Source organism: Actinoplanes sp. NPDC024001 (genome assembly GCF_040638955.1).
In the GTDB taxonomy this organism is placed as follows: Bacteria; Actinomycetota; Actinomycetes; order Mycobacteriales; family Micromonosporaceae; genus Actinoplanes.
The window spans coordinates 21,482-42,246 of sequence record NZ_JBEZZB010000013.1 but is presented as its reverse complement, the minus strand read 5'-3'; the positions used below and the strand labels follow the sequence as shown (position 1 = coordinate 42,246).

Sequence of the window (20,765 nt, the reverse complement as noted above, 5' to 3'; positions counted from 1 at the left end):
GTCACGATCATGAAGTTGCGTGAGGACGAGGTACGGGTCACCGCCCCCGACTGTGAGATCCGGACAATCGTGGTCCGCCCGGCGAGCGACGAGGCGCTGCCCGGGGTGCTGCTCTACACCGACATCTTCCAGCTGACCGAGTCGACGCTGCGCACCGTACGGCGGCTCGCGTCGTACGGTTTCGTGGTCGCGGTGCCGGAGATCTACCCGCGTACCGAACTGGCCGGGGTGGCGCTGGAGTTCGACGACGCCGGCAAGGCGGCCGGCCTGGCCGGCGCCGCCGCCACCACGACCGCGCACTTCGACACCGACCGGGTGGCCGTGCTGGACCACCTGGAACAGCGCGCCGACGTCACCGACCTCTACGCCACCGGCTTCTGCATCGGCGGGCACCTGGCCTTCCGGGCCGCTTTCGACCCGCGGGTCGCGGCCACCGTCTGCTTCTACCCGACCGGCCTGCACAGCGGCTCGCTCGGTGCCGACGACCCCGGCTCGCTGGCCCGCGCCGCCGACATCAGCGGCCGCCTGCTGATCGTCTTCGGCTCCCAGGACCCGCACGTGCCGGCCGACGCCCGCCTGCAGACGGTCTCCGCGCTCTACGCGGCCGGCAGGGACGACGTCGAGCTGCACATCTACCAGGGCGGCGAGCACGCCTTCATGCGCGACGTCGGCCCGCGCCACGACCCGGTCCTCACCGACCTGGCCCTCACCGAGGCGGTCTCCTTCTTCACCGGCCGCTGAGCCGTCAGAAGCTGAGCCCGTCAGAAGCTGAGCCCGTCTTGAAGCTGAGCCCGTCAGAACGGGTGGAAGTCCTGGAACGGCGGCTCGAACGCCGGGTCCGGCAGACGCACCGCGCGGCAGCGGGGAACCTCCGCCCGGTAGGTGCCGCCGGCGAAGGCGCCCGGGATCGCCGTCCAGCCCAGGTTGCGCTCGTAGTAGCGCAGCGCGGTGCGCACCGGGGGCGCCCAGTCGTCGTCGAGGACGATCAGGCCGCCCGGCCGGACGATCTTGCGCAGGTGGTAGAGGTCGACGAACACCTCGTGGAACCGGTGGCTGCCGTCCACGAAGGCGGCGTCGGCGGTCACCCCGGCGGCCACCAGCCGGGGCAGGGCGGCCGACGACGGCTCCGCGACGAGCTCGGCGATCCGGTCCAGGCCGGCGGCGCGCAGCAGGTCCCAGCCGGCGTTGCCGAAGGCCCGCTCCTGGTACGGGTCGACGATCACGTGCCGGGGGCGGGGCGCGGCGACGGTCAGCAGGGCCTCGCCGATCGCCAGCGCGGAGCTGCCGTACGCCAGGCCGATCTCGACGACCGTGCCGGCCCGCTCCGCGATCAGCAGGTCCCGCAGCAGGTCGCAGTCGCGGGCGGGCAGCGTCACCCGCTCGAAGTCGAGGTGGCCGCGCGTGCGGCCGGGACCGGACCGGGCGAGCCGGCGGCGGACCGCCCGCACCCGGCTGGTCACTCGAGCCCGCTCGCCATCACGAGGACCTCGGTGAACTGCCGCCAGCCCGGCCGCGACGGATACGTCTCACCCCGGTTGCGGTAGTACCCCGGCAGCGACCGCACCGACTCCTGCGCCGCCTCCAGGAACGACTCGAGCGTGTGGTTCTCCCAGGCTTCCGGATGGGCGCGCAGGTCGGCGAGCATCCGCCCGATCACGTCCGCGGCGTCGTCGGCGGTGCGCACCCGGGCCACCTCGGCCGGTGCGACCGCCGCGTGCCGGCCGGTCTCGTATCCGTCGGTCATTCATCGATGATGCTCTGCGCGGGCCGGCAGCATCAGGGCCTCACCACCGACCGGGCGATACCCGGCGGCCTGGAAGGCGCGGACGCTGCGCGCGTTCCCGGCCGCCTGCTGCGACCAGACCGGCTCCCCGCCGGGGACGAGGTGGCGGGCGGCGACCGCCAGCGCCCGGCCCAGCCCGCGGTGCCGCTGGTCCGCGTCCACCTCGACGGCGGTCTCGCAGCGGCCGGCCACCCCGCGGCCGAGCAGCAGGATGCCGCCATCGGTGGCCCAGACCCGGACGTCGTCACGGCGGCGACGGCCGGACCGTACCCGTGGGTGGTCGGTGTCGGTGATCTCGCGCAGCGGGACCGGCGGCGGGCCGGGCAGCGCGGCGGCCACGGTGAGCACGTCGATGGTGTCCATGACCCGGCCGGTGCGGTCCAGCAGGGCGCCGAGGAAGCGCGGGTTCATGGCGGCGGCGAGGGCGTCGCAGTCGGCGGCGGCCAGGGTGGCGCGCACCCAGTCCGGGTCCTCGTCGGTGAAGATCACGGCGTGTGCGGTGAACGCGAGCACCCCGGCGTCGCGGCCGGTGAGCTGGGGGACCACGGTGGTGCCGCCGTCCGGCGGTGGGAAGCGCCCGGCCGCGGCGTCGTCGAGGATCTGTCGGAGCATCCGTCCATCATGATCGTCACTCGGTCAGCGGCACCGCAGGGTCGGGTCGCAGGGTGACCTTGACCGCCCCGGCGCGTGGCCCGGCCGACGCGGTGGCCAGCGCGGCCCGCCAGTCGTCCAGGCCGTAGACGTGGGTGACCAGGTCGTCCACCGGGTAGGCCGGATCGCCGAGCCACTCGACGACCTCCGCCATGGCGGGCCGCCCGCCGAGCGCCGGCTCCGGGCCGGAGTAGACGGTGCCCTGGACGGTGAGCTGCCGGTTCCACACCAGCGACCAGTCGGTGCGCTGCCGTCCGGCGCTGCCGACCAGCACCAGCATGCCGGTCGACCGCAGCAGGTGCAGGCCCAGGTCGATGGTGGAGCTGTGCCCCACGCAGTCGAAGACCACGTCGACGCCCTGCTGCAGGATCGGGGTCCGGGTGATCCGGGGCCGGATCACCCGCCCGCCGTGCTCGCGGGCCAGCGCCTCCACCACGTGCGGGCCGGGTTCCAGGGTGCGGGTGGCGCCGGCGCGCACGGCCCGGTCGCGGCTGAACGTGCCCGGGCCGACGACGGTGACGTCCAGGTCGGGGTGCAGCCGGCGCAGGGCGGCGGTGACCAGCAGGCCGATCGAGCCGGGCCCGATCACCACGGCCCGGTCGCCGCGGCGCGGCCAGCGCAGGGCCGCGTGCAGGGCGATCGACGCCGGCTCGGCGAGGACGGCGCGGCGTGCGGCGATCGCGCCGACCGGGTGCAGCTGCGTCTGGTGGGCGACCAGGTATTCGCCCCAGCCGCCGCCGAGCGCGGCGTCGAAGCCCTGGATCGGCGCGTGGCATCCGGAGGCGCCGGGTTCGTCGAAGCGCTCGCAGACGTACGGGTGACCCTCCCGGCACGCCCGGCACGGTGCGAATCCCCGGTGCGCGCAGGAGAGCACCGGGTCGACGGCGACCCGGTCGCCCTCGCCCACCGAGGTGACGCCCGGCCCGGTCGCCGCGACGACGGCGACGATCTCGTGGCCGAGGATCTGCCGGCGCGCCGAGAAGTAGCCGCTGAGCACCGGCGACGACCGGGCGTGCGCGACCGCGGTGTCACTGCCGCAGATGCCGGAGAGCTCCGGGCGCAGCAGCACCCAGCCGGGCGCGCCGGGCAGTGCCGGGCGGGGCAGGTCGTCGCGGAGCGAGAGCAGTCCGGCCACACCCCAGCCGGCGTTGCGGCCGGCGCCGCGGGGCAGGGTCTGCGCGGCCGCGGTGAGCACGTACCGGGGGATCGACAGGTCGGCGAGAACGGCGCGCATCGGCCCTCCGCGGCGTTGCGGGATGGTGTGCAGGCGATGCTGCCATCGATGATCCTCGGTGGGAAGGCCGCGGGCGATCATCCGGCGGGTGACCCGGCGGTGAGTCGCGGCGGCGGTGCGGCGCAGCGGTGCGGTGGCGTGTGACGATCGCGCCCATGCGTTTTGCCGCGGCCGTCACGGCGGCCCTCGTTCTGTGCGGCGCGGCGCCGGCGTCCGCTGCCCCGCCTCCGGGTCTCCCGTCCGTTCTGGACCGGGTCCTGGCTGATCCGGGGCTGGCCGGCGCGACCGTGGCGGTCGACGTGCGGGACGAGGCGACCGGGGCCACCGTCTACGCGCGCAATCCCGGCCTGCGGGTGCTGCCGGCCTCCAACCAGAAGCTGCTCACCGCGGCGGCGGCGCTGGAGGTGCTCGGGCCGGCGTACCGGTTCCGCACCACGGTCCGGCACACCGGCACGGTCCGGGCCGGGCGGCTGCGGGGCGACCTGCTGTTGCACGGGCAAGGGGACCCGACGATGACGGTCGCGCGGTTCGACGCGCTGGCGGCGGCCGTGGCGAAGGCCGGGATCCGGCGGGTGACCGGGCGGTTGGTGGCCGACGACTCGTGGTTCGACCGGGTTCCGCTCGGGCTGGACTGGTCGTGGCAGGACGAGCCGTCCGCGGACGCGGCCCCGGTCTCGGCGCTGACCTTCGCGGCGGGGGAGCGCTACGACACGGCGGCGGTAGAGATCCGCTATCGGCCCGGGAGGCCCGGGAGGCCCGGGAGGCCAGGGAGGCCAGGCAGCGCCGGGATACCGCCGGTGGTGAGCGTCTTTCCGCCGACGCCGACGGTTCGGGTGGTCAACCGGGCGGTCACCGGGACGGCCGGTGAGGTGGTCGCGACCCGGGGGCACGGGAGCCGGACGATCGTGGTTTCCGGCACCGTCACCTCGCCCGGGGCGGAGCTCGTCGCCGTACCCGATCCGGCGGCCACCTCGGCCGGCCTGTTCCGCACCGCCCTGCGCCGTCACGGCGTGACCCTGTCCGGCCGTACCGTCAAGGGGTTGTCGCCGGCATCGGCCCGGACCGTGACCGCCCAGGTCTCCGCGCCGCTGGACCGGCTGGTGCCGGCCGTGCTGAAGCTGTCCCGCAACGGGCACGCCGAGCTGTTGGTCAAGGCGATGGGCCGGGCCGCGTCGCCGGGGGTGCCCGGCGGCTGGCCGACCGGCCTGGCGGCGATGTCGCGGGCCCTCGCCGGCCTCGGCGCCGACCCGGGCGTGCTGACCCTGGCTGACGGTTCCGGCCTGAGCCGCCGCAACGGGGTCACCGTGCGGCAGCTCACCACCGTGCTGGCCGCGGCCCGGCACCGTCCCTGGTTCGCCGGCTGGTACGCGGCCCTGCCGGTGGCCGGCGACCCGGATCCGCTGGCCGGCGGCACGCTGCGCGACCGGATGCGGGGCACCGCGGCGGCGGGCAACGTGCGCGCCAAGACCGGGACGCTGACCGGCGTCAGCGCGCTCTCCGGATATGTGACCGGCGCGGACGGCCGGCGGCTGGTCTTCGCCGCGATCGTCAACCACACCCTGACCGGGGCCAGCGGGGTGCTGGACCGGCTCGCGGTCGCGCTGGCCGGCAGTAAGCGGACAGAAACTGGCCGCAATGACCCCTATCGTTCGGTGCGTGACCTCACGAACGCTCGACCGCCGCTCCCTGAACCGCGCGACGCTGGCCCGGCAGATGCTGCTGCGGCGGGCCCGGCTCACCGTGCCCGAGGCGCTCACCCGGCTCGGCGGTCTGCAGGCGCAGACCCCGCACACCTGGTACGTCGGGCTTTGGAGCCGGCTTGAGGACTACACCGCGGACCCGACCGCGGCGCTGCTGACCGAGGGCGCGATCGTCCGGATGGCGCTGATGCGCTCCACCATCCACCTGGTCACCGTCGACGACTGCCGGTGGCTGCGCCCGCTGGTCGAGCCGGTCATCGTGCGCAGCACCATGGGCGCCTTCGGCCGGCACCTGACCGGCGTCGACCGCGGCCGTCTGGTCGAGGCCGCCGGCAAGGCGCTCGCCGAACGCCCGATGATCTTCAGTGAGCTGGGCCGCGCCCTCGCCCCGGACTTCCCCGGGCACGATCCGGCCGCCCTGGCCCAGGCCGCCCGGATGTGGATGCCGCTGGTGCAGGTGCCGCCGCGCGGCGTGTGGGGGCGCAGCGGCCGCCCGGCCCACCTGCCGCTGGAGCAGTGGCCCGGCGCCGCCCTCGCCGCCGAGCCCTCGGTCGACGAGCTGTTCCTGCGCTATCTGGCCGCGTTCGGCCCGGCGACGGTCCGCGACGCCCAGCAGTGGTGCGGGCTGACCCGGCTGGCCGAGGTCGCCGACCGGCTGCGGCCCCGGCTGGTCACCTTCCGCGACGAGCACGGCGCGGAACTGTTCGACCTGCCGGACGCGCCACGCCCGGACGCGGACACCGAGGCCCCGGTCCGCTTCCTGTACGACTTCGACAACCTGCTGCTCTCGCACGCCGACCGGACCCGGGTCGTCACGGTCGACTACACCGTGCAGGGCTGGGGCGGCGGCAACATGGAGCAGCCGCGCACCGTGCTCGCGGACGGTTTCGCGGCCGCCACCTGGCGGATCGCCGCCGGCCGGAAGGCGGCCACCCTCACCGTGCGGCCGTTCCGGCGGCTCACCGCCGCCGAGCTCGACGGCATCCAGGCCGAGGGGGCGGCGCTGCTCGCGTTCCACGCGCCGGGCGCCGCCCAGGAGATCGTGGTCGGCTAGGATTTGCCGTCGACCCGGTCGCCGGCGTCCGAGTCGTCGGCGCCCTCCGCGCCGCCGCCACCGGTGCCCGGCGACTCGATGCTCGACTTGAGCGACTCGACGTCCTTGCACACGGTCTGCACCTGCAGGATCGCCGGGCCGACCTCGGCCGCCAGGGCGCCCTCCTCGGGCGTGCCCGCCGCGGCCTCGGCGCGCAGCGCGGCCGACTCCAGGACGTTCACCGCGCTGGTGATCAGGGTGCTCTGCGACGTGCGGCCGGCCGAGACGATGTCCTTGGCCGTCGCGACGTCGAGGTCGCGGCCCGCCTCACCCAGGGTGGCCTGGTTGGCGAGGGTGCAGGTGTGGTGGGTTCCGTCGTCCAGGCCGGGGATGATGGCCGGGGTGGTCGGTGCGGCGCCGGGTGCGGCGGACTCGCTCGAGGAAGCGCAGCCGGCGAGCCCGAGAAGGGTGCACAGGACGACGGCAGCGGTGGTGGTGGATCTGCGCATGACGGGCAAGGTTACCGATGCGATCGGTGGTGGCGCCGCCGGGCTCGGCCCGTGTGATCTGCGTCCGTCTTTCCACCGCTCGGTGACCGAGCGTTGCCTCCCGGCCGCCGCTGGTCAGATTTAGTCCTATCCGCCCTGATCTACCGGTTACTCACCGTGTCGATGGTGAGGAAGAAGGCCGGTCCCGGCCGGTCCGGCCGCCAGCCCTGCTCGCGTGCCCGGCGCACCACGGCGGCCACCAGCGACGGCACGACCGGGCCCGCCGCGGACCCGATCCAGTCGTCCGGCAGCCGGCCCGGCATGGTGGCGACCAGCACCGAACCCCGCCGCTCGGCACGCTCCACCGCGAACGACAGCGGCGCGGCCGCCAGCGCCTGCGGGAAGGTGGGCCGCCGCCGGACCCGCCAGCGATAGACGGCGCCGTCCACGGTGATCAGCCGGGAGCCTCTCTTCACCAAGACCATGGACGTCTACCTTTCCCCGCGGCGGGCGCGCGCAACCCGGGCCCGGGCATCATCGGGGTGTGACCGACACCGACTGGACGTGGGACGAGACGCTCTTCGCCGGCACCGCCGAGCACTACACGGCCGGCCGCCTGCCCTATCCCGCCGAGCTGATCGAAGCCCTCCGCCGGGAACTCGATCTCGACGGCACCGGCCGGCTGCTCGACGTCGGCTGCGGCCCCGGCTCGCTGACCGTGCTGCTCGCGCCCTCCTTCGCCGAGGCGATCGGCGTCGACCCCGACCCCGGCATGCTCGCCGAGGCCGCCCGCCGCCCCGGCCCGCGGAACATCCGCTGGCACCGCGCACGAGCCGAGGACCTGCCCGACGGGCTCGGTGTCTTCCGGGTGGTGACCTTCGCCCAGTCCTTCCACTGGATGGACCAGCCGCTGGTGGCCGGCATCGTCCGCGACCACATGCTGGAGCCCGGCGGCGTCTGGGCACACGTCGGCGGCACCACCCACCGCGGCGTGCCCGAGGGGGTCCTGCCGCTCCCGCAGCCCCCGTGGGACCGCATCGCCGAACTCGTCACCCGCTATCTCGGCCCGGTCCGCCGCGCCGGCCAGGGCAGCCTGCCGAACGGCACCCGCTCCGGCGAGGAGGACGTCATGCGCGCCGCCGGCTTCACCGGCCCGCACCGGCTCACCGCCGGCGGCGGCCGCGTCGTCGAGCGCACCGCCGACGACATCATCGCCTCCGTCCTCTCCCAGTCCGGCTCGGCCCCGCACCTGTTCGCCGGCCGGCTGCCGGCCTTCCAGGCCGACCTGCGCCACCTGCTGGCCACGGCCGCGCCCGGCGGGCGCTTCGCCGAGCTGACCGCGGAGATCGAGGCGGTCATCTGGCGGCTTCAACCCTGATCCCGGTACGGCCTACCCCGCCCGCCGAACCACACCGCCCGTGGCCATGCGCGAGCCGCGCACGTGGTCCCGGCCCCAGCGCGACCGCCGGGCTTAAGCACGTTCCGCGCAGCGGGCCCGCCGGGACTGTCCGGTCACCCGTGCCACCACCTCGGCTGCCCGCCAGCGTCGTCTCACGCCGCCCGAAGCAACCCCCAGCCGCAGCCGGGTGCTCCGGCTGCCCGCCAGGGTCGTTGGGGGTTGATCGTGGCGGTGCTCTGGTGCAGCTGGGTGATCCGGCTGGCGGTGAGGGTCGTCGAGGGTTGGTCGATGCAGCGCTCTGGTGCAGCTGGGTGGACCGGCTGGCGGTGAGGGTCGTCGAGGGCTGGTCGTGGCGGTGCTCTGGTGCAGCTGGGTGGGCCGGCTGGCGGTGAGGGTCGTTGGGGGTTGGTCGATGCAGCGCTCTGGTGCAGCTGGGTGGACCGGCTGGCCGTGAGGGTCGTTGGAGGGCGGCCGAAGCAACTCCCAGGTGCAGCCGGGGGAACCGGCTGGCCGCTAGGGCTGTCCGCACGCGCTCGAAGCAGCGCTGAGAGCCAGCTGACCAAGATCCGGCGTGAGTCGGTATGCGTTCAGGAGCGGACACCTCCGGGCCGCCGCCGCAGTCGGCGTCGTACGCCGTACGGCAGCGGGCACCTCGCGCAGCGGCGGGCCGGGCCGATGCGTGGTTCCCACGCTCACCGTCGCGATCGCGGACTGCGGGGAAGTTGGGGTGCGTTGCGGCCCGCGATGTCACAGGCGGTTGGCTGGCGGACCGCGCTTTCACACGCGGTCGGCGGGCGGCGCTGGGTGTGGGGAGGTGGGGTGTGCGGCGGACTGCGATGTCGCACGCGGCGGCCGGCCGGCGGCGGTGGGCAGCGGGTCGCGGCGGCGCAGCTGGAGAGCGGCGGCCGAGGCCAGCACCAGGAGCGCCCCGGCGAGCTGGATCGGGGTGAGCACCTCGTGCAGGGTGAGCGCCGCCAGCGCGGTGGTCACCACCGGCTCGAAGGTGGACAGGATCGCCGCGGCGGACGGGCCGGTGCGGCGCAGCCCGGCGAAGAACGTGACCTGTGCCAGCACGGTCGAGACCGCCGCGATGCACAGCAGCCAGAACCAGCCGCGCCACCCGAAGGTCAGCGCGACCGTGCCGGTGAGCAGGGCGTACCCCGCGAAGGTGAGGAACGCGCCGGCCATCACCAGCGCGGCGAGCGGCACCGGCGGGATCCGCTGCACGACGGTGTCCGCGACCAGGATGTAGACGGTGTAGGTGACCGCCGACCCGAAGGCCAGGACCGCGCCGAGCGGCTCGAAGGCCACGCCTCCGGTGCCGAGCAGGACCAGCAGCGTGCCGCAGGACGCGACCAGCAGCGCGATCACCCGGCCCGGCGTCAGCCGGTCCCGCCCGAGCAGCACGGCGGTCACCGTGACCAGCACCGGAAAGGTGTAGAGGATCAGCGAGAGCAGCGGCGCGTCCATGATGCGCAGGGCGGCGAAGTAGAGGCCGGCCTGGGTGGCGTACCCGACGGCGCCCATCGCCAGCGCCGTGACCAGCACGCGCGGCCCGGCTCTCCACCGGCGTCCGGGCCGTGCCAGGTGCAGCGCGGCGAGCAGGGCCGCCGCCAGGCCGAAGCGGACCAGCAGCAGCGCGGGTGTGGAGACACCCTCCTGGTAGGCGAACTTGCCGAACACCGCCATGGCGCCGAACGCGGCCGCCGAGATCAGGCACAGAACAGGACCCATGGGTCGAGCATCAGCCGCCTGACAGTTCAGGTCCAGTGACGATTCCTGGAGCTGAATCATTAGGATTTGTGGATGATCGATTTCCGGCGGCTCCGGTTCCTCCGCGAGTTCGAGGAGCGGGGCACCCTGGGCGCCGTCGCCACCGCGCTCGGCTACAGCCCGTCCGCCGTCTCCCAGCAGCTCACCCTGCTGGAGAAGGAGTCCGGCGCCCGGCTGTTCGAGAAGGCCGGCCGCGGTGTGCGGCTCACCGACGCCGGCCGGCTGCTGGCCCGGCACGCCCGGATCCTGCTGGCCGCGGCCGAGGCGGCCGAGGCCGACCTCGCCGCGCTGGGCGGCCAGGTCCGGGGCACGGTCCGCGCCGGCGGGCTCCAGTCGGCGGCCCGCCGCCTGCTGGTGCCCGCCGTGGCCCGGATGGCCGCCGAGCACCCGCGAGTCCGGGTCGAGGTCACCGAGCTGGAGCTGGAGCAGGCGCTGCCCGGGCTGCGGCTGGGCTCGGTCGACGTGATGGTCAGCGACGAGTACGACGGGCACCCCCGCCCCCGCCCCGGCGGCCTGCGGTTCACGCCGCTGCTGGACGAGCCGCTGCACCTGGTCCTGCCGGCCGCCCACCCGCTGGTCCGCGCCGGCGGCCCGGTCCCGGTCGCCGCGCTGCGCGACGACATCTGGACCGCCTCCGACGAGGGCACCGGCCACCACGCCATGGTGGTCGGCACCTGCCGTGCCCTCGGCGGCTACGAGCCGGACCTGCGGCACCGCTCGGGCGACGTGGACGTCATCCTCGACCTGGTCCGCATCGCCGGTGCGGTCGCGCTGCTCCCGGCGATGACCCTGCCGGCGGACGATCCGGGGCTGGCGGTCCGTCCGGTGGCGGAGGCGGCGGCCGGGCGCCGGCTGTTCCTGGTCACCCGGGACGGCCCGGCGGGCCCGGCCCTCACCGCGTTCCTCGCGGCGGTCACCGATCTGGCACAGCGACTGCCGTGACCAGGCGCCGGTCCAGGTCCAGGAAGGTGACCGTGTCGGTGACCCGCCCGCCGGCGACCTCCAGGACGACCAGCGCGAACGGCTCGTGCCGCCCGTCCGGGCCGGGGCGGGTCTGCCAGAACGCCGGCGACCCGTTCACCGCCACCGGCCGCAGCTGCGCGCCCTCGCAGGACGACTCGGGAGCCAGCATGGCCCGGCGGATCTGGTCGCGGCCGTGCAGCCACCACACGAACGGCGGCATCGACATCGTCGCGTCCTCGTGCAGCAGCGCGACCAGCGCCTCGACGTCGTGGCGCTCGAACGCGGCGCAGTACCGGTCGAGCAGGGCCCGCCGGGCGGCGTCCGGCGGGTCGGCGGGCGCCGGAGCGTGCTCCCGCAGCGTCGCCCGCGCCCGCTGCAGCGCGCTGTTCACCGCCGGCACCGTGCCGTCGAGCAGGCCGGCGACCTCCTCGGCGCTCCAGCAGAGCACGTCACGCAGGATCAGCACGGCACGCTGCCGCGCGGGCAGGTGCTGCAGGGCGGCCACGAACGCGAGCCGGATCGTGTCCCGCAGCACCGCCTGTTCCGCGGGGTCGCCGGTCGCCGGCAGGGCGCGGCTGTCCGCGATCGGCTGGATCCACCGGTTCGCGGCCAGCGGCGCGCCGATCGCGGCGCCGGCGTCCGAGGCCGGGCCGAGGTCCATGGCCAGCGCCCGCCGCTGGGCGCTGCGCAGCATGTCCAGGCAGACGTTGGTGGCGATGCGGTAGAGCCAGGTGCGCAGCGAGGCGCGCCGCTCGTCATAGCGGTCGAGGGCCTGCCACGCCCGCACCAGGCTCTCCTGCACGGCGTCCTCGGCCTCCAGGCCGGAGCCGAGCATCCGGTAGCAGTAACCGGTGAGTTCGACGCGGAACCGTTCCAGCTCGGCGGTCATTCCGGCAATGGTAGGACCGATGAGTCCGGCGCCCGCGTCCCGTATCCCTGTCATGACACCTCTTCGACAGGACGACATCCTGGCCGCGGTGACCGCGGAACGTACCGAACTGGCCGATCTGCTGGCGCAACTGCGGCCGGAGCAGTGGGACGCTCCGACGCTGTGCGCGGGCTGGCGGGTGCGCGAGGTCGTGGCGCACACGACCATGCCGTTCCGGATGTCGGCACCCCGGTTCTTCTGGGAGCTGGCCCGGTCCGGTTTCCGGTTCAACCCGATGGCCGACCGGTGCGCCCGGCGCGACGCGGCCCGGATGAGCAGCGGCGAACTGCTCGCGGTGCTGCGGGCCAACGTCGCCCACCCGTGGCGGCCGCCGGGCGGCGGGCTGCTGGGCGCGCTCTCCCACGAGGTGATCCACGGGCTGGACATCACGACCGCCCTGGGCACGGGGCGGCGCGTTCCGGCGTACCGGATGGATCTTGTGCTGGCCGGGATGGCGCCGAAGAACCTGGCGTTCTTCGGCGCCGACCTGGCCGGCGTGTCGCTGCAGGCGACCGACCGGGAGTGGAGCCTGGGCGACGGCGCGCCGGTGCGGGGCATCGCTCAGGATCTGCTGCTGGTCGCCTGCGGCCGGCTGCTGCCGCCGGGCCACCTCGACGGCGAGGCGGCCGCCCGGTTCACGCGCAGGTGCTGAGCATGCTCTGCAGGGCGCTCTTCTCCGAGGACTGCACGCTCAGCGCCCAGTGGTGCTTCACCGCGATCCACATCCGGGCGTAGGTGCACCGGTACGAGCTGACCGACGGCTGCCACGTCGACGGGTCCTGGTCGCCCTTGGCCTGGTTCACGTTGTCGGTGACCGCGATCAGCTGCGGCCGGGTCAGGTCGTTGGCGAAGCTCTGCCGTTTGCTGGTGGTCCAGGCGCTCGCCCCGGACCGCCAGGCCTCGGCCAGCGGCACCACGTGGTCGATGTCGACGTCGGCGGCCGCGGTCCAGGTCGCCCCGTCGTAGGGCGAGAACCACGAACCGGACGTGGCGGCGCAGGCCGAGCTGGTCACCACGTTGACGCCGTCGCGTTTGAGGACGGTCTCCCGGGTGTTGCAGGCGCCGCTGATCGTGATCCAGTGCGGGAACAGGTCCCGGTCGTAGCTGGAGGCGTTCGCCTCGGCCTTCACGGTCAGCGCGTTGAGGTAGGTCTGCGCGGTGGACTTGGCGGGGATGCCGGTCGGTGCGGCCTGGGCGGGGGTGGTGGTCAGGCCGATGGCGGCGGCGATCGCGCCGGCGAGCAGGCCGGCCACGAGGCGGGGACGAGCGGACAGGTGCATGCGAGCTCCCATCGATGAGGATCGTCCTGGTCGGACGAGACAGATCTACGGGAGCCCGGCGTCAACAGATCATGATGAACGTGAATTCCTCGTGTCCGGATCACCAAGATCAGGCCGACAGTGACATCGCCGGCTCGTACTGCCGCCAGCAGTTCTTGCCCTGGTGCTTGGCCGCGTACATCGCCAGGTCGGCCGCACGCAGCAGGGTGACGACGTCGTCGCCGTCCTCGGCGCTGGCCACGCCGATGCTGGCGTGGGCCCGCACCTGCTGGCCGCCGATCAGCACCGGCGTCTCGAAGGTGCGCAGGATGCGCTGGGCGGTCTGCTCGCCGGCGCGGGCGTCGCACTCGCGCAGCAGCACCGCGAACTCGTCACCGCCGAGCCGGGCCACCACGTCGTCGGCGCGCACCGCCGAGCGCAGGTGGTCGGCCACCCCGGCGAGCAGGGTGTCCCCGGCCGCGTGCCCGAGGGTGTCGTTCACCGCCTTGAACCCGTCCAGGTCGATCAGCAGCAGCGACACCGTGCCGGGCGGCTGGTCCGCGAGGGTCTCGGTGAGCTGCTCGTGGAAGTGCGTACGGTTGGCCAGCCCGGTCAGCCCGTCGTAGTGCGCCTGGTGCCGCAGCCGGGTCTCGTGCTCGCGCAGGTCGGCCAGGGTGTCGTCGAGCTCCTTGATGAGCCGGGTGTTGTCGTGGAAGGCGACCAGTTGACGTGCCGCTACCAGCGCGATGATCACGCCGAGTCCGGCGACGACGCCCCAGATCTGCGCTCCGTGCTCCCCGCGCAGCGCCTGGCGCAGCACGACGATCAGCGAGGTGAAGACGACGACGATCGACCCGTACGGCAGCAGGCTGTAGGGCTTGCGGCGGCGTGAGCCGAAGGCGCTCTGGTCGAACCGCGCCATGATCTCCTGGGTGCGCGCGCCCACCGCGATCAGCAGCGACGGCAGGAAGCGGACCGCGAAGACGTACGCGGGCAGCCGCTCGGTCTCGCCCAGCGCGACGAACACGCCGATGCCGTTGACCGCCGACGCGACGATCATCGGGATGGCCGCGGCCCGGTGCATCGGCGCGTTGCCGCTCAGCACCATCTTCACCGAGGCGAAGCCGGCCGTGAGGATCACCGCCGCGGTGGCGACCGCGGTCAGCCAGTCGGCCTTGTCCACGGTGATGCACCAGGCGACCACCGCGCCGCCGACCAGCACGGTGGCCGAGTCGAGCCAGAAGGCCAGCCGCTCGCGCCGGGACCGGCTGGGGTGCGGATGGGCCAGCATCGCGATGACCAGCAGGGCGAGGCCGATGGCGAAGCAGGTGCTCTGCACCACCCCGCCGGCCGACGAGCCGGTGCTCGTGGTGAACAGCTCGGTGATCGCCTGGGTGGCGTCGCCGCAGGCGAACAGCACGCCGCAGGCGGTGAGCACGATCCAGAAGCGGCGGACGGCGCCGGTCGCGATCCGGGCGACCTGCCACGACGAGTACGCGAGCAGCGCGTCGAGCGGCACCTGGAAGGCCCAGTAGATCTGGGTCTCGGCCTCGAAGTTCCCGTGGAAGGCGAACAGCAGGATGACGGCGGCGGCCGTCCACCAGCCGGCCGCCGTCAGCACGGGATCCCGGCGGATGACGGGTGCGGCACTCATGTAAGCAGTGATCGGCTGGTCCGGCTTCCTCATGAGGTTTCGCTCGCTGTGTACAGACGTACACAGGATATGTACGATCGTACGCATGACGACCGCCACCCGTCCCGCCGCGCCTTCGCGCCAGGCCCGGCTCGCCCGCGCCGCCGTGGCCGCGGTCTTCCTCACCAACGGCGCGCTCTACGCGAATGTCGTACCCCGCTTCCCGCAGCTCAAAGCCGACCTGGACCTGTCCAACGCGGCGCTCGGCGCGGCCATCGCCGCGATGCCGTTCGGCGCGCTGCTGGCCGGCTTGTTCGCCGCGGCCGCGATCCGCCGGTTCCGGTCGTCCCGCGTCGCCGCCCTCGGCATCGTGCTGCTCGCCGCGTCCACCTTCCTGATCGCCTTCGTGCCGAACGTGTTCGCGCTGGCGGCCGTCATGTTCCTGGCCGGCGCCCTCGACTCGGTCATCGACGTCGCGCAGAACGCGCACGGCCTGCGCGTCCAGCGCCTCTACGGGCGCTCGATCGTCAACGCCTTCCACGGCCTGTGGAGCGTCGGCGCGGTGCTCGGCGGCCTGATGGGCTCCGCCGCGGCCGGGCTGGGCCTGGCGCTCGGCGTGCACCTCGGCATCTCCGCCGTGCTGTTCAGCGTGGTCGCGCTGGTGGCCTACCGGTTCCTGCTGCCCGGCCCGGACGGCGCCGAGCGCGCCGACGAGGCGGCCGCCCCGGCCACCGGCGCCGGCAGGCGCGCCTGGGCCGCCCCCGCCGTGCGGGTGCTGGCCGTCCTCGGCGTGCTGGCCGCCTGCGGCGCGCTGGTCGAGGACGCCGGCGCCTCCTGGGGCGCGATCTACCTGCGTGACGAGCTGACCACCGGCGCCGCCGCGGCCGGCCTGGCCTTTGTGGCGCTGCAGGTGGCGATGACCGCCGGCCGGCTGGCCGGTGACCGGGTCGTCGACCGGTTCGGGCAGCGGGCCGTGGTGCGCGCCGGCGGCCTGCTCGCCGCCGCCGGCATGGGCCTGGCCCTCGCGTTCCCGTCGCTCGGCACCACCCTCGCCGGGTTCGCGCTGGCCGGCCTCGGCGTGGCCACCCTGGTCCCGGCCGCCATGCACAGCGCCGACGAGCTGCCCGGCCTGCCCGACGGGATGGGCCTGACCGTGGTGAGCTGGCTGCTGCGGGTCGGTTTCCTGCTGTCCCCGCCGCTGGTCGGCCTGGTCGCCGACCAGACCAGCCTGCGGGTGGGCCTGCTCACCGTGGTGATCGCCGGCCTGGTCACCGCCGTCTGCGCCCGGGTACTCGTGGATCGCACGCAGCAAGCACACTGAGATCATGGCGACAGCGATGAGCGACGCGCAGTGGCGGGCCTTCCTCGGGCACGGCACGCGCACCGGAAAACTGGCCACCACCCGCGCCGACGGGTCACCGCACGTGATGCCGATCTGGTTCGTCCTGGACGGTGACGACCTGGTCTTCAACACCGGGGCGACCAGCGTGAAGGGACGCAACCTGGCGCGCGACCCGCGCGCCACGGTCTGCGTCGACGAGGAGACCCCGCCGTACGCGTTCGTCACCGTCCGCGGGAGCGTCACGATCAGCGAGGACCTGGAGTCGATGCTCGAGTGGTCCACCCGGATCGCCGAGCGCTACATGGGCGCCGAGCTCGCCGGTGAGTACGGCGCCCGCAACGCGGCCCCCGGCGAGCTGCTGGTCCGCCTGCGCGTGGAGAAGGTCATCGGGTTCACCGGGGTGGCGTCATAGCCGGGCGGCCCACTCCTCGCGGGTGATCGCGTACTCCACCTCGCCCTGCTCGGCGCCGGGCAGCGGGTCGTCGAAGACCGGGTGGAAGGTGCGCACGTGCCGCATCCCCACCGCGGCCATGACACCCCGGGAGCCGGCGTTGACCGCCATGGTCTGCGCGATCACCCGCTGCTGCCCGGCCGTCTGGAAAGCGTGCCGGAGCAGCTCCCGGGAGACCTCGCTGGCCAGGCCCTGCCGCCAGAACCGGCGGACCAGGCGGTAGCCGAGCTCGGCGACGCCCGGTTCCGGGCCGGGCGCCGGCGGCAGCATCATCAGCCCGACGAACTCGTCGCCGGCGCCGAAGGCCATCCAGAAGCCGAGTCCGTCGACCTTGCGGCCCAGGTCCATCCGGGTGGCGTGCGACTCGATCACCTCCTCACGGGAGCGGGACCGGCCGAAGATGTAGCGCAGCACCTCGGGGTCGGAGTCGAGCTCCACCTCCAGGTCGAGGTGCTCGTCAGCGAGCGGGACGAGCAGCAGGCGGTCGGTGCGCAGGATCGGTTGCGGCATGCCGCCATTCTGCGGGCAGCGGATCGTACGGCCCCACGCCGCACGACCGGATCCCGTGGTCCCGCAGAGCCCGGTGGCACCGGTGCACCGCGTCCGGCGCGCCGACCGCGATCGGGTAGCCGTCGACGCGGTCCGCGAACATGGTGAGCAGCACGGCGTCGGCCAGCCGGGCGCCGGGCAGGGCCCGCCACACCGCGGTGACGCCGGAGTCGAGCGAGTGCGCCCGGTCGCCGCCGAGGTAGACCGCGGCGACCGGTTCGCCGTCGAGCCGGTGCGGCGCCGGCGGTTCGAGATCCACCTGCAGTTTCGGCCACAGCTCGTCGACCAGCCGCGGGATGTCGGCGTGGGCCCGGAGATCGTCGCCGGCCGGGCGCGCCGGGTTGGGATCCGCGGCGGCCGCGGCGAACGGCTCGGCGCAGGCGGCGCACCGGCCGGAGAGGTGGTTGCCCTGACGGGCCAGCTCACCGGGCCGCTCGGCGGCGTGCACCACGTTGGCGAACAGGCCCAGCGCGTGCCGGGAGCGCACCGACCGCTTGATCTTCCGGACCTTCTCGAACGCGTCGGGGCCACTGACCCGCAGCACCTCGGAGGGCTCCCCGCACAGGTAGCGGTCGAGGAACGCCCGGGCCAGCACGTGGCCGGCGTCGGTGTACTCGGTCCAGAGGAACCGGGTGTCGTCCGGGGTCAGCCGGATCCGGTGCCGGCAGTCGATGCTCAGGCCGGCCCGGGCGACGGTGCGTTCCACGTCGCCGGTCAGCCCCCGGCGCAGGCAATCGGGCTTCAGCAGCAGAAAAGCGTTCACGAGGCTTTCCAGGATAGTCAGGCCGCCACAGCCGCCGGTTCGGCCGACGGTTCCAGCGACTCCTGCCAGATCGCCCAGCGGGTGTCCGGCCCGAGCGCCTTCGCCCGGTACATGGCCAGGTCGGCGCGGTGCACCAGCTCGTCGTGGGTCAGTTGACCGGGTGCGGAGACGGCCACCCCGATGCTGGCCGCCAGGGTGATCAGCCGGCCCTCGATCGCGACCGGGCCGAGCGCGGCCGCGATCCGGCCGGCCAGCTCGTACGCCCGCTCCGGGAACCCGACGTCCGGCAGCACCACCGCGAACTCGTCGCCGCCGAGGCGGGCCGGCAGACCCGGCGCCGGCACGCAGCGCCGCAGCACCTCGGCGAAGGCCACCAGCGCCAGGTCACCGGCCTTGTGGCCGAACGAGTCGTTGATCTCCTTGAAGCCGTTCATGTCGATCACCAGGATCGCGCTGTGCTGCCCGGTGCGCGCGCCCCGCTCCAGCGTCCGGTACGACGTGGCCCGGAACAGGCCCCGGTTCGCCAGCCCGGTCAGCGCGTCGGTGCGGGCCTGCTCGTCGGTCTCCCGCTGCACCAGGGTCTGCCGGAACAGCACCAGCGCGCTGAGCGCGGCGCCACCGAGCGCGAGACCGCCCCACGGCGAGAAGCGCCCCTCGTCGACGGCCGCGCCCAGCATCAGCAGGTGCGCCACCGCGACCGCGGCGAACGGCAGGAACCGGCCCCACCGGAACCCGGGCCGCGGCTCGCGGGCGGACCCGCCGGAAGCCCGGCACTGCTCCACGGCGGCCGCCGCCAGCAGCGCGTCCGCGGTGATCCAGCAGACGAACTGCCAGGAGTTCTGCGTCGCCAGGTCGTGCCCGTTCAGGTAGCCGTGCACGGCGTCGCCGACGAACAGGACCAGCGTGCCGGCGGTGAGCAGCCGCAGCGGGCGCTGCGCGGCCCTGTCGGCGCCGCGCAGCAGCGCCAGGGAGGCGACGAAGAGCAGCGCCAGGTCGCCGATCGGGTACACCATGGCGCTGACGATCACGCCGGGCGCCAGGCCGTGCCGCTCCACGTACGGGTCGAACGCCAGGTACCAGAGCACCATCGAGCCGCCGACCAGCACGGTCAGCGCGTCCAGACCGGTCTTCAGCCGGTCCCGGCGGTTCATCGGCGCGAGCGGGAACCGCTGCAGCGCGATGATCAGCGCCACCACGAAGATCACGTGGCTGATGTCGGCAGCGGCCGAGCCCGCCTCGTCGACGGCGAACACCAGCACCGGGGTGCTGGCCACCAGCACGGCGAAACACGCGGCGACCGCACCCCAGGCCTGCCGCAGCCGCGGCGGCAGCGCCGTCGTGCGGGCCGCGCGGACCGCCGCCACCAGGCCGAACACGCCGAACGCGAACCGGGCCAGCTCGGCGACCCGGTCGTACGAGGCGAACCCGGTGACCAGCGCGGTGCCGGACAGGGCCACCATCGTCACGTACAGCCCGCCGAGCAGCAGGTATGCCGCGGCCGGCGCGGGCGCCCGTCGGTGCCGGGGTGGCGGCACACGTCTCGTCCAGGTCTGCATGACGCCTTGGATCGGTACCGCCGCCGGGCCACTTGAGCAACCGCCGGGGTGCAGGCCGGTGGTCGATAGGCTTCGCGGATGCCAGTACCGCAGACCCACGACGAGGCGGTCGCCGCCGCCCACCGGCTCGCCGCCCGCCTCGAACCCGGCGCGGCCCGCCGCGACCGCGACGGCGCCGCCGTGATCCCGCACGAGGCGCTCGCCGACCTCGACGCCTCCGGCCTGCTCGCGATCACCGTTCCGGCCGGCGACGGCGGCCCCGGCCTCGGCCCGAGCACCCTCGCCGAGGTCGCCCGCGTCCTGGCCGCCGCCGACCCGGCGATCGCCCAGGTCCCGCAGGCCCACTACCTGATGATCGACATCCTGGCCGTGCACGGCAGCCCGGACGCCCGCAAGCGCCTCTACAGCGACGTGCTCGCCGGCCGCCGGCTTGGCAACGCCCTCGCCGAGCGCGGCGGCAAGCACGCCCAGGACTTGAAGACCCGGATCGCGGGTGGCCGCCTCGACGGCGTCAAGTACTACACGACCGGCGCCCTGACCAGCGCGTGGATCGCGGTCAGCGCCCTCGACGAGAACGACCGCCTGGTCCTGGCCTTCGTCCCCCGCGACGCCGAGGGCGTGCACGTCGACACCGACTGGGACATGGTCGGCCAGCGCGCCACCATCAGCGGGACGGCGACGTTCACCCGGGTGGCGGTGGAGCCGCAGCTGCTCGTCGCCTACGCCGGGGCGTTCGCCGTGCCGCAGCAGCTGGGCGCCCGCGCGCAGCTGTACCACGCCGCCATCGAGGTCGGCATCGCCGGCGCCGCGCTGCGCGACGCCCGCTCCTACCTGCGTGACAAGGCCCGCCCGTCCACCGAGGCGGTGCGGGCCGGCGCCGTGGCCGCCACCGACGACCCGCACGTGCGGCACCGCTACGGCCGTCTCGCCAGCCGCGTCCGGGCCGCTGAGGCGTTGCTGGGGTCGTCCGCCCGTACCCTCGACGAGGTGGGCCTGATCCCCGCCGATGCCGAGGCCGCGGCGCGTGGCTCGCTCGCGGTCGCGGCCGCGAAGGCCTTCGGCAGCGAGATCGCGCTGGAGGCCGGGTCGGAGCTGTTCACGCTCTGCGGCACCAGTTCGGCGGCGGCGAAATACGATCTCGACCGGCACTGGCGCAACGCTCGCACGCACAGCGTGCACGATCCTATGGACTGGAAGTACGCGCACATCGCGGCCTACGAGCTGGCCGGTGTCCTGCCGCCCAACCACGGCCAGCTCTAG

At 74.4% G+C, this 20,765-nt stretch carries 22 protein-coding genes; 9 read left to right on the top strand and 13 right to left on the bottom strand.

The genetic code is table 11. The features are described from left to right. Nucleotides 1-9 precede the first annotated feature (9 nt). Complete coding sequence (locus AB0F81_RS07550) at nt 10-741, top strand: dienelactone hydrolase family protein (RefSeq protein WP_360192540.1); 732 nt, start codon at nt 10-12, stop codon at nt 739-741. Between the two features lie 53 nt (nt 742-794). Here the strand turns inward: AB0F81_RS07550 and AB0F81_RS07545 are convergent, their stop codons facing one another. From AB0F81_RS07545 to AB0F81_RS07530, 4 genes are read right to left on the bottom strand one after another with little or no spacing between them, the layout of a single operon-like run. Continuing rightward, entirely contained in the window at nt 795-1,460 is a 666-nt protein-coding gene (locus AB0F81_RS07545) for a class I SAM-dependent methyltransferase (protein WP_360192537.1), read from the bottom strand. Beyond that, entirely contained in the window at nt 1,457-1,744 is a 288-nt protein-coding gene (locus AB0F81_RS07540; RefSeq protein ID WP_360192534.1) for a hypothetical protein, read from the bottom strand. Before AB0F81_RS07540 ends, AB0F81_RS07545 begins: the two co-directional genes overlap by 4 nt. Further along, nucleotides 1,745-2,395, bottom strand: coding sequence for a GNAT family N-acetyltransferase (locus tag AB0F81_RS07535; RefSeq protein WP_360192530.1), 651 nt, complete (start codon nt 2,393-2,395; stop codon nt 1,745-1,747). 16 nt (nt 2,396-2,411) lie between these two features. Continuing rightward, a complete protein-coding gene (locus AB0F81_RS07530; protein WP_360192527.1) occupies nt 2,412-3,668 on the bottom strand; it encodes an alcohol dehydrogenase catalytic domain-containing protein in 1,257 nt (418 codons plus the stop codon). A gap of 155 nt (nt 3,669-3,823) precedes the next feature. Here AB0F81_RS07530 and dacB point away from each other — a divergent pair, with 155 nt between their 5' ends. Further along, on the top strand, nt 3,824-5,491 hold the full coding sequence (gene dacB / locus AB0F81_RS07525) for a D-alanyl-D-alanine carboxypeptidase/D-alanyl-D-alanine-endopeptidase (protein WP_360192524.1): 1,668 nt from the start codon (nt 3,824-3,826) through the stop codon (nt 5,489-5,491). Next, the gene (locus AB0F81_RS07520) at nt 5,382-6,422 is read left to right on the top strand and encodes a winged helix DNA-binding domain-containing protein (RefSeq protein ID WP_360192663.1); all 1,041 of its coding nucleotides are present in this window, start codon (nt 5,382-5,384) and stop codon (nt 6,420-6,422) included. Before dacB ends, AB0F81_RS07520 begins: the two co-directional genes overlap by 110 nt. Here AB0F81_RS07520 and AB0F81_RS07515 read toward each other — a convergent pair. Beyond that, nucleotides 6,419-6,910 carry a hypothetical protein gene (locus AB0F81_RS07515; protein ID WP_360192521.1) on the bottom strand — a complete coding sequence of 164 codons (492 nt, stop codon included), beginning with the start codon at nt 6,908-6,910 and terminating at the stop codon, nt 6,419-6,421. The two genes, AB0F81_RS07520 and AB0F81_RS07515, sit on opposite strands and share 4 nt — an antisense overlap. 140 nt (nt 6,911-7,050) lie before the next feature. Further along, on the bottom strand, nt 7,051-7,374 hold the full coding sequence (locus tag AB0F81_RS07510; RefSeq protein WP_360192519.1) for a hypothetical protein: 324 nt from the start codon (nt 7,372-7,374) through the stop codon (nt 7,051-7,053). Between the two features lie 59 nt (nt 7,375-7,433). On the opposite strand from AB0F81_RS07510, the gene AB0F81_RS07505 reads away from it, so the two are divergent. After that, on the top strand, nt 7,434-8,267 hold the full coding sequence (locus AB0F81_RS07505) for a class I SAM-dependent methyltransferase (RefSeq protein ID WP_360192516.1): 834 nt from the start codon (nt 7,434-7,436) through the stop codon (nt 8,265-8,267). A gap of 798 nt (nt 8,268-9,065) precedes the next feature. Here AB0F81_RS07505 and AB0F81_RS07500 read toward each other — a convergent pair. Next, nucleotides 9,066-10,022 carry a DMT family transporter gene (locus AB0F81_RS07500; protein WP_360192513.1) on the bottom strand — a complete coding sequence of 319 codons (957 nt, stop codon included), beginning with the start codon at nt 10,020-10,022 and terminating at the stop codon, nt 9,066-9,068. A 72-nt stretch (nt 10,023-10,094) separates the two neighbouring features. Here AB0F81_RS07500 and AB0F81_RS07495 point away from each other — a divergent pair, with 72 nt between their 5' ends. Then, entirely contained in the window at nt 10,095-11,003 is a 909-nt protein-coding gene (locus AB0F81_RS07495) for a LysR family transcriptional regulator (RefSeq protein ID WP_360192510.1), read from the top strand. On the opposite strand, the gene AB0F81_RS07490 is transcribed toward AB0F81_RS07495, so the two are convergent. Continuing rightward, nucleotides 10,975-11,913, bottom strand: a complete 939-nt coding sequence (locus AB0F81_RS07490; protein WP_360192508.1) for an RNA polymerase subunit sigma-70 — start codon at nt 11,911-11,913, stop codon at nt 10,975-10,977. The genes AB0F81_RS07495 and AB0F81_RS07490 overlap by 29 nt on opposite strands. A gap of 52 nt (nt 11,914-11,965) precedes the next feature. Between AB0F81_RS07490 and AB0F81_RS07485 the strand changes: the two genes are divergently transcribed. Continuing rightward, nucleotides 11,966-12,604 (top strand): maleylpyruvate isomerase family mycothiol-dependent enzyme, encoded by a 639-nt coding sequence (locus AB0F81_RS07485; protein WP_360192505.1) that lies wholly within the window; start codon nt 11,966-11,968, stop codon nt 12,602-12,604. On the opposite strand, the gene AB0F81_RS07480 is transcribed toward AB0F81_RS07485, so the two are convergent. Next, nucleotides 12,588-13,244 carry an HNH endonuclease family protein gene (locus tag AB0F81_RS07480; RefSeq protein ID WP_360192502.1) on the bottom strand — a complete coding sequence of 219 codons (657 nt, stop codon included), beginning with the start codon at nt 13,242-13,244 and terminating at the stop codon, nt 12,588-12,590. The two genes, AB0F81_RS07485 and AB0F81_RS07480, sit on opposite strands and share 17 nt — an antisense overlap. A 97-nt stretch (nt 13,245-13,341) precedes the next feature. Next, nucleotides 13,342-14,865, bottom strand: a complete 1,524-nt coding sequence (locus tag AB0F81_RS07475; protein ID WP_360192499.1) for a GGDEF domain-containing protein — start codon at nt 14,863-14,865, stop codon at nt 13,342-13,344. Nucleotides 14,866-14,950: 85 nt separating this feature from the next. Here AB0F81_RS07475 and AB0F81_RS07470 point away from each other — a divergent pair, with 85 nt between their 5' ends. After that, the gene (locus AB0F81_RS07470; RefSeq protein ID WP_360192496.1) at nt 14,951-16,165 is read left to right on the top strand and encodes an MFS transporter; all 1,215 of its coding nucleotides are present in this window, start codon (nt 14,951-14,953) and stop codon (nt 16,163-16,165) included. Between the two features lie 4 nt (nt 16,166-16,169). Next, a complete protein-coding gene (locus AB0F81_RS07465) occupies nt 16,170-16,598 on the top strand; it encodes a PPOX class F420-dependent oxidoreductase (protein WP_360192493.1) in 429 nt (142 codons plus the stop codon). Here AB0F81_RS07465 and AB0F81_RS07460 read toward each other — a convergent pair. From AB0F81_RS07460 to AB0F81_RS07450, 3 genes are read right to left on the bottom strand one after another with little or no spacing between them, the layout of a single operon-like run. After that, on the bottom strand, nt 16,593-17,147 hold the full coding sequence (locus tag AB0F81_RS07460) for a GNAT family N-acetyltransferase (protein WP_360192491.1): 555 nt from the start codon (nt 17,145-17,147) through the stop codon (nt 16,593-16,595). The two genes, AB0F81_RS07465 and AB0F81_RS07460, sit on opposite strands and share 6 nt — an antisense overlap. Then, entirely contained in the window at nt 17,095-17,949 is an 855-nt protein-coding gene (locus AB0F81_RS07455; protein WP_360192488.1) for a hypothetical protein, read from the bottom strand. Before AB0F81_RS07455 ends, AB0F81_RS07460 begins: the two co-directional genes overlap by 53 nt. A 17-nt stretch (nt 17,950-17,966) precedes the next feature. After that, nucleotides 17,967-19,505: a GGDEF domain-containing protein gene (locus tag AB0F81_RS07450; RefSeq protein ID WP_360192486.1), complete on the bottom strand. Its 1,539-nt coding sequence runs from the start codon at nt 19,503-19,505 to the stop codon at nt 17,967-17,969. 78 nt (nt 19,506-19,583) lie between these two features. Here AB0F81_RS07450 and AB0F81_RS07445 point away from each other — a divergent pair, with 78 nt between their 5' ends. Continuing rightward, nucleotides 19,584-20,765: an acyl-CoA dehydrogenase family protein gene (locus AB0F81_RS07445; RefSeq protein WP_360192484.1), complete on the top strand. Its 1,182-nt coding sequence runs from the start codon at nt 19,584-19,586 to the stop codon at nt 20,763-20,765.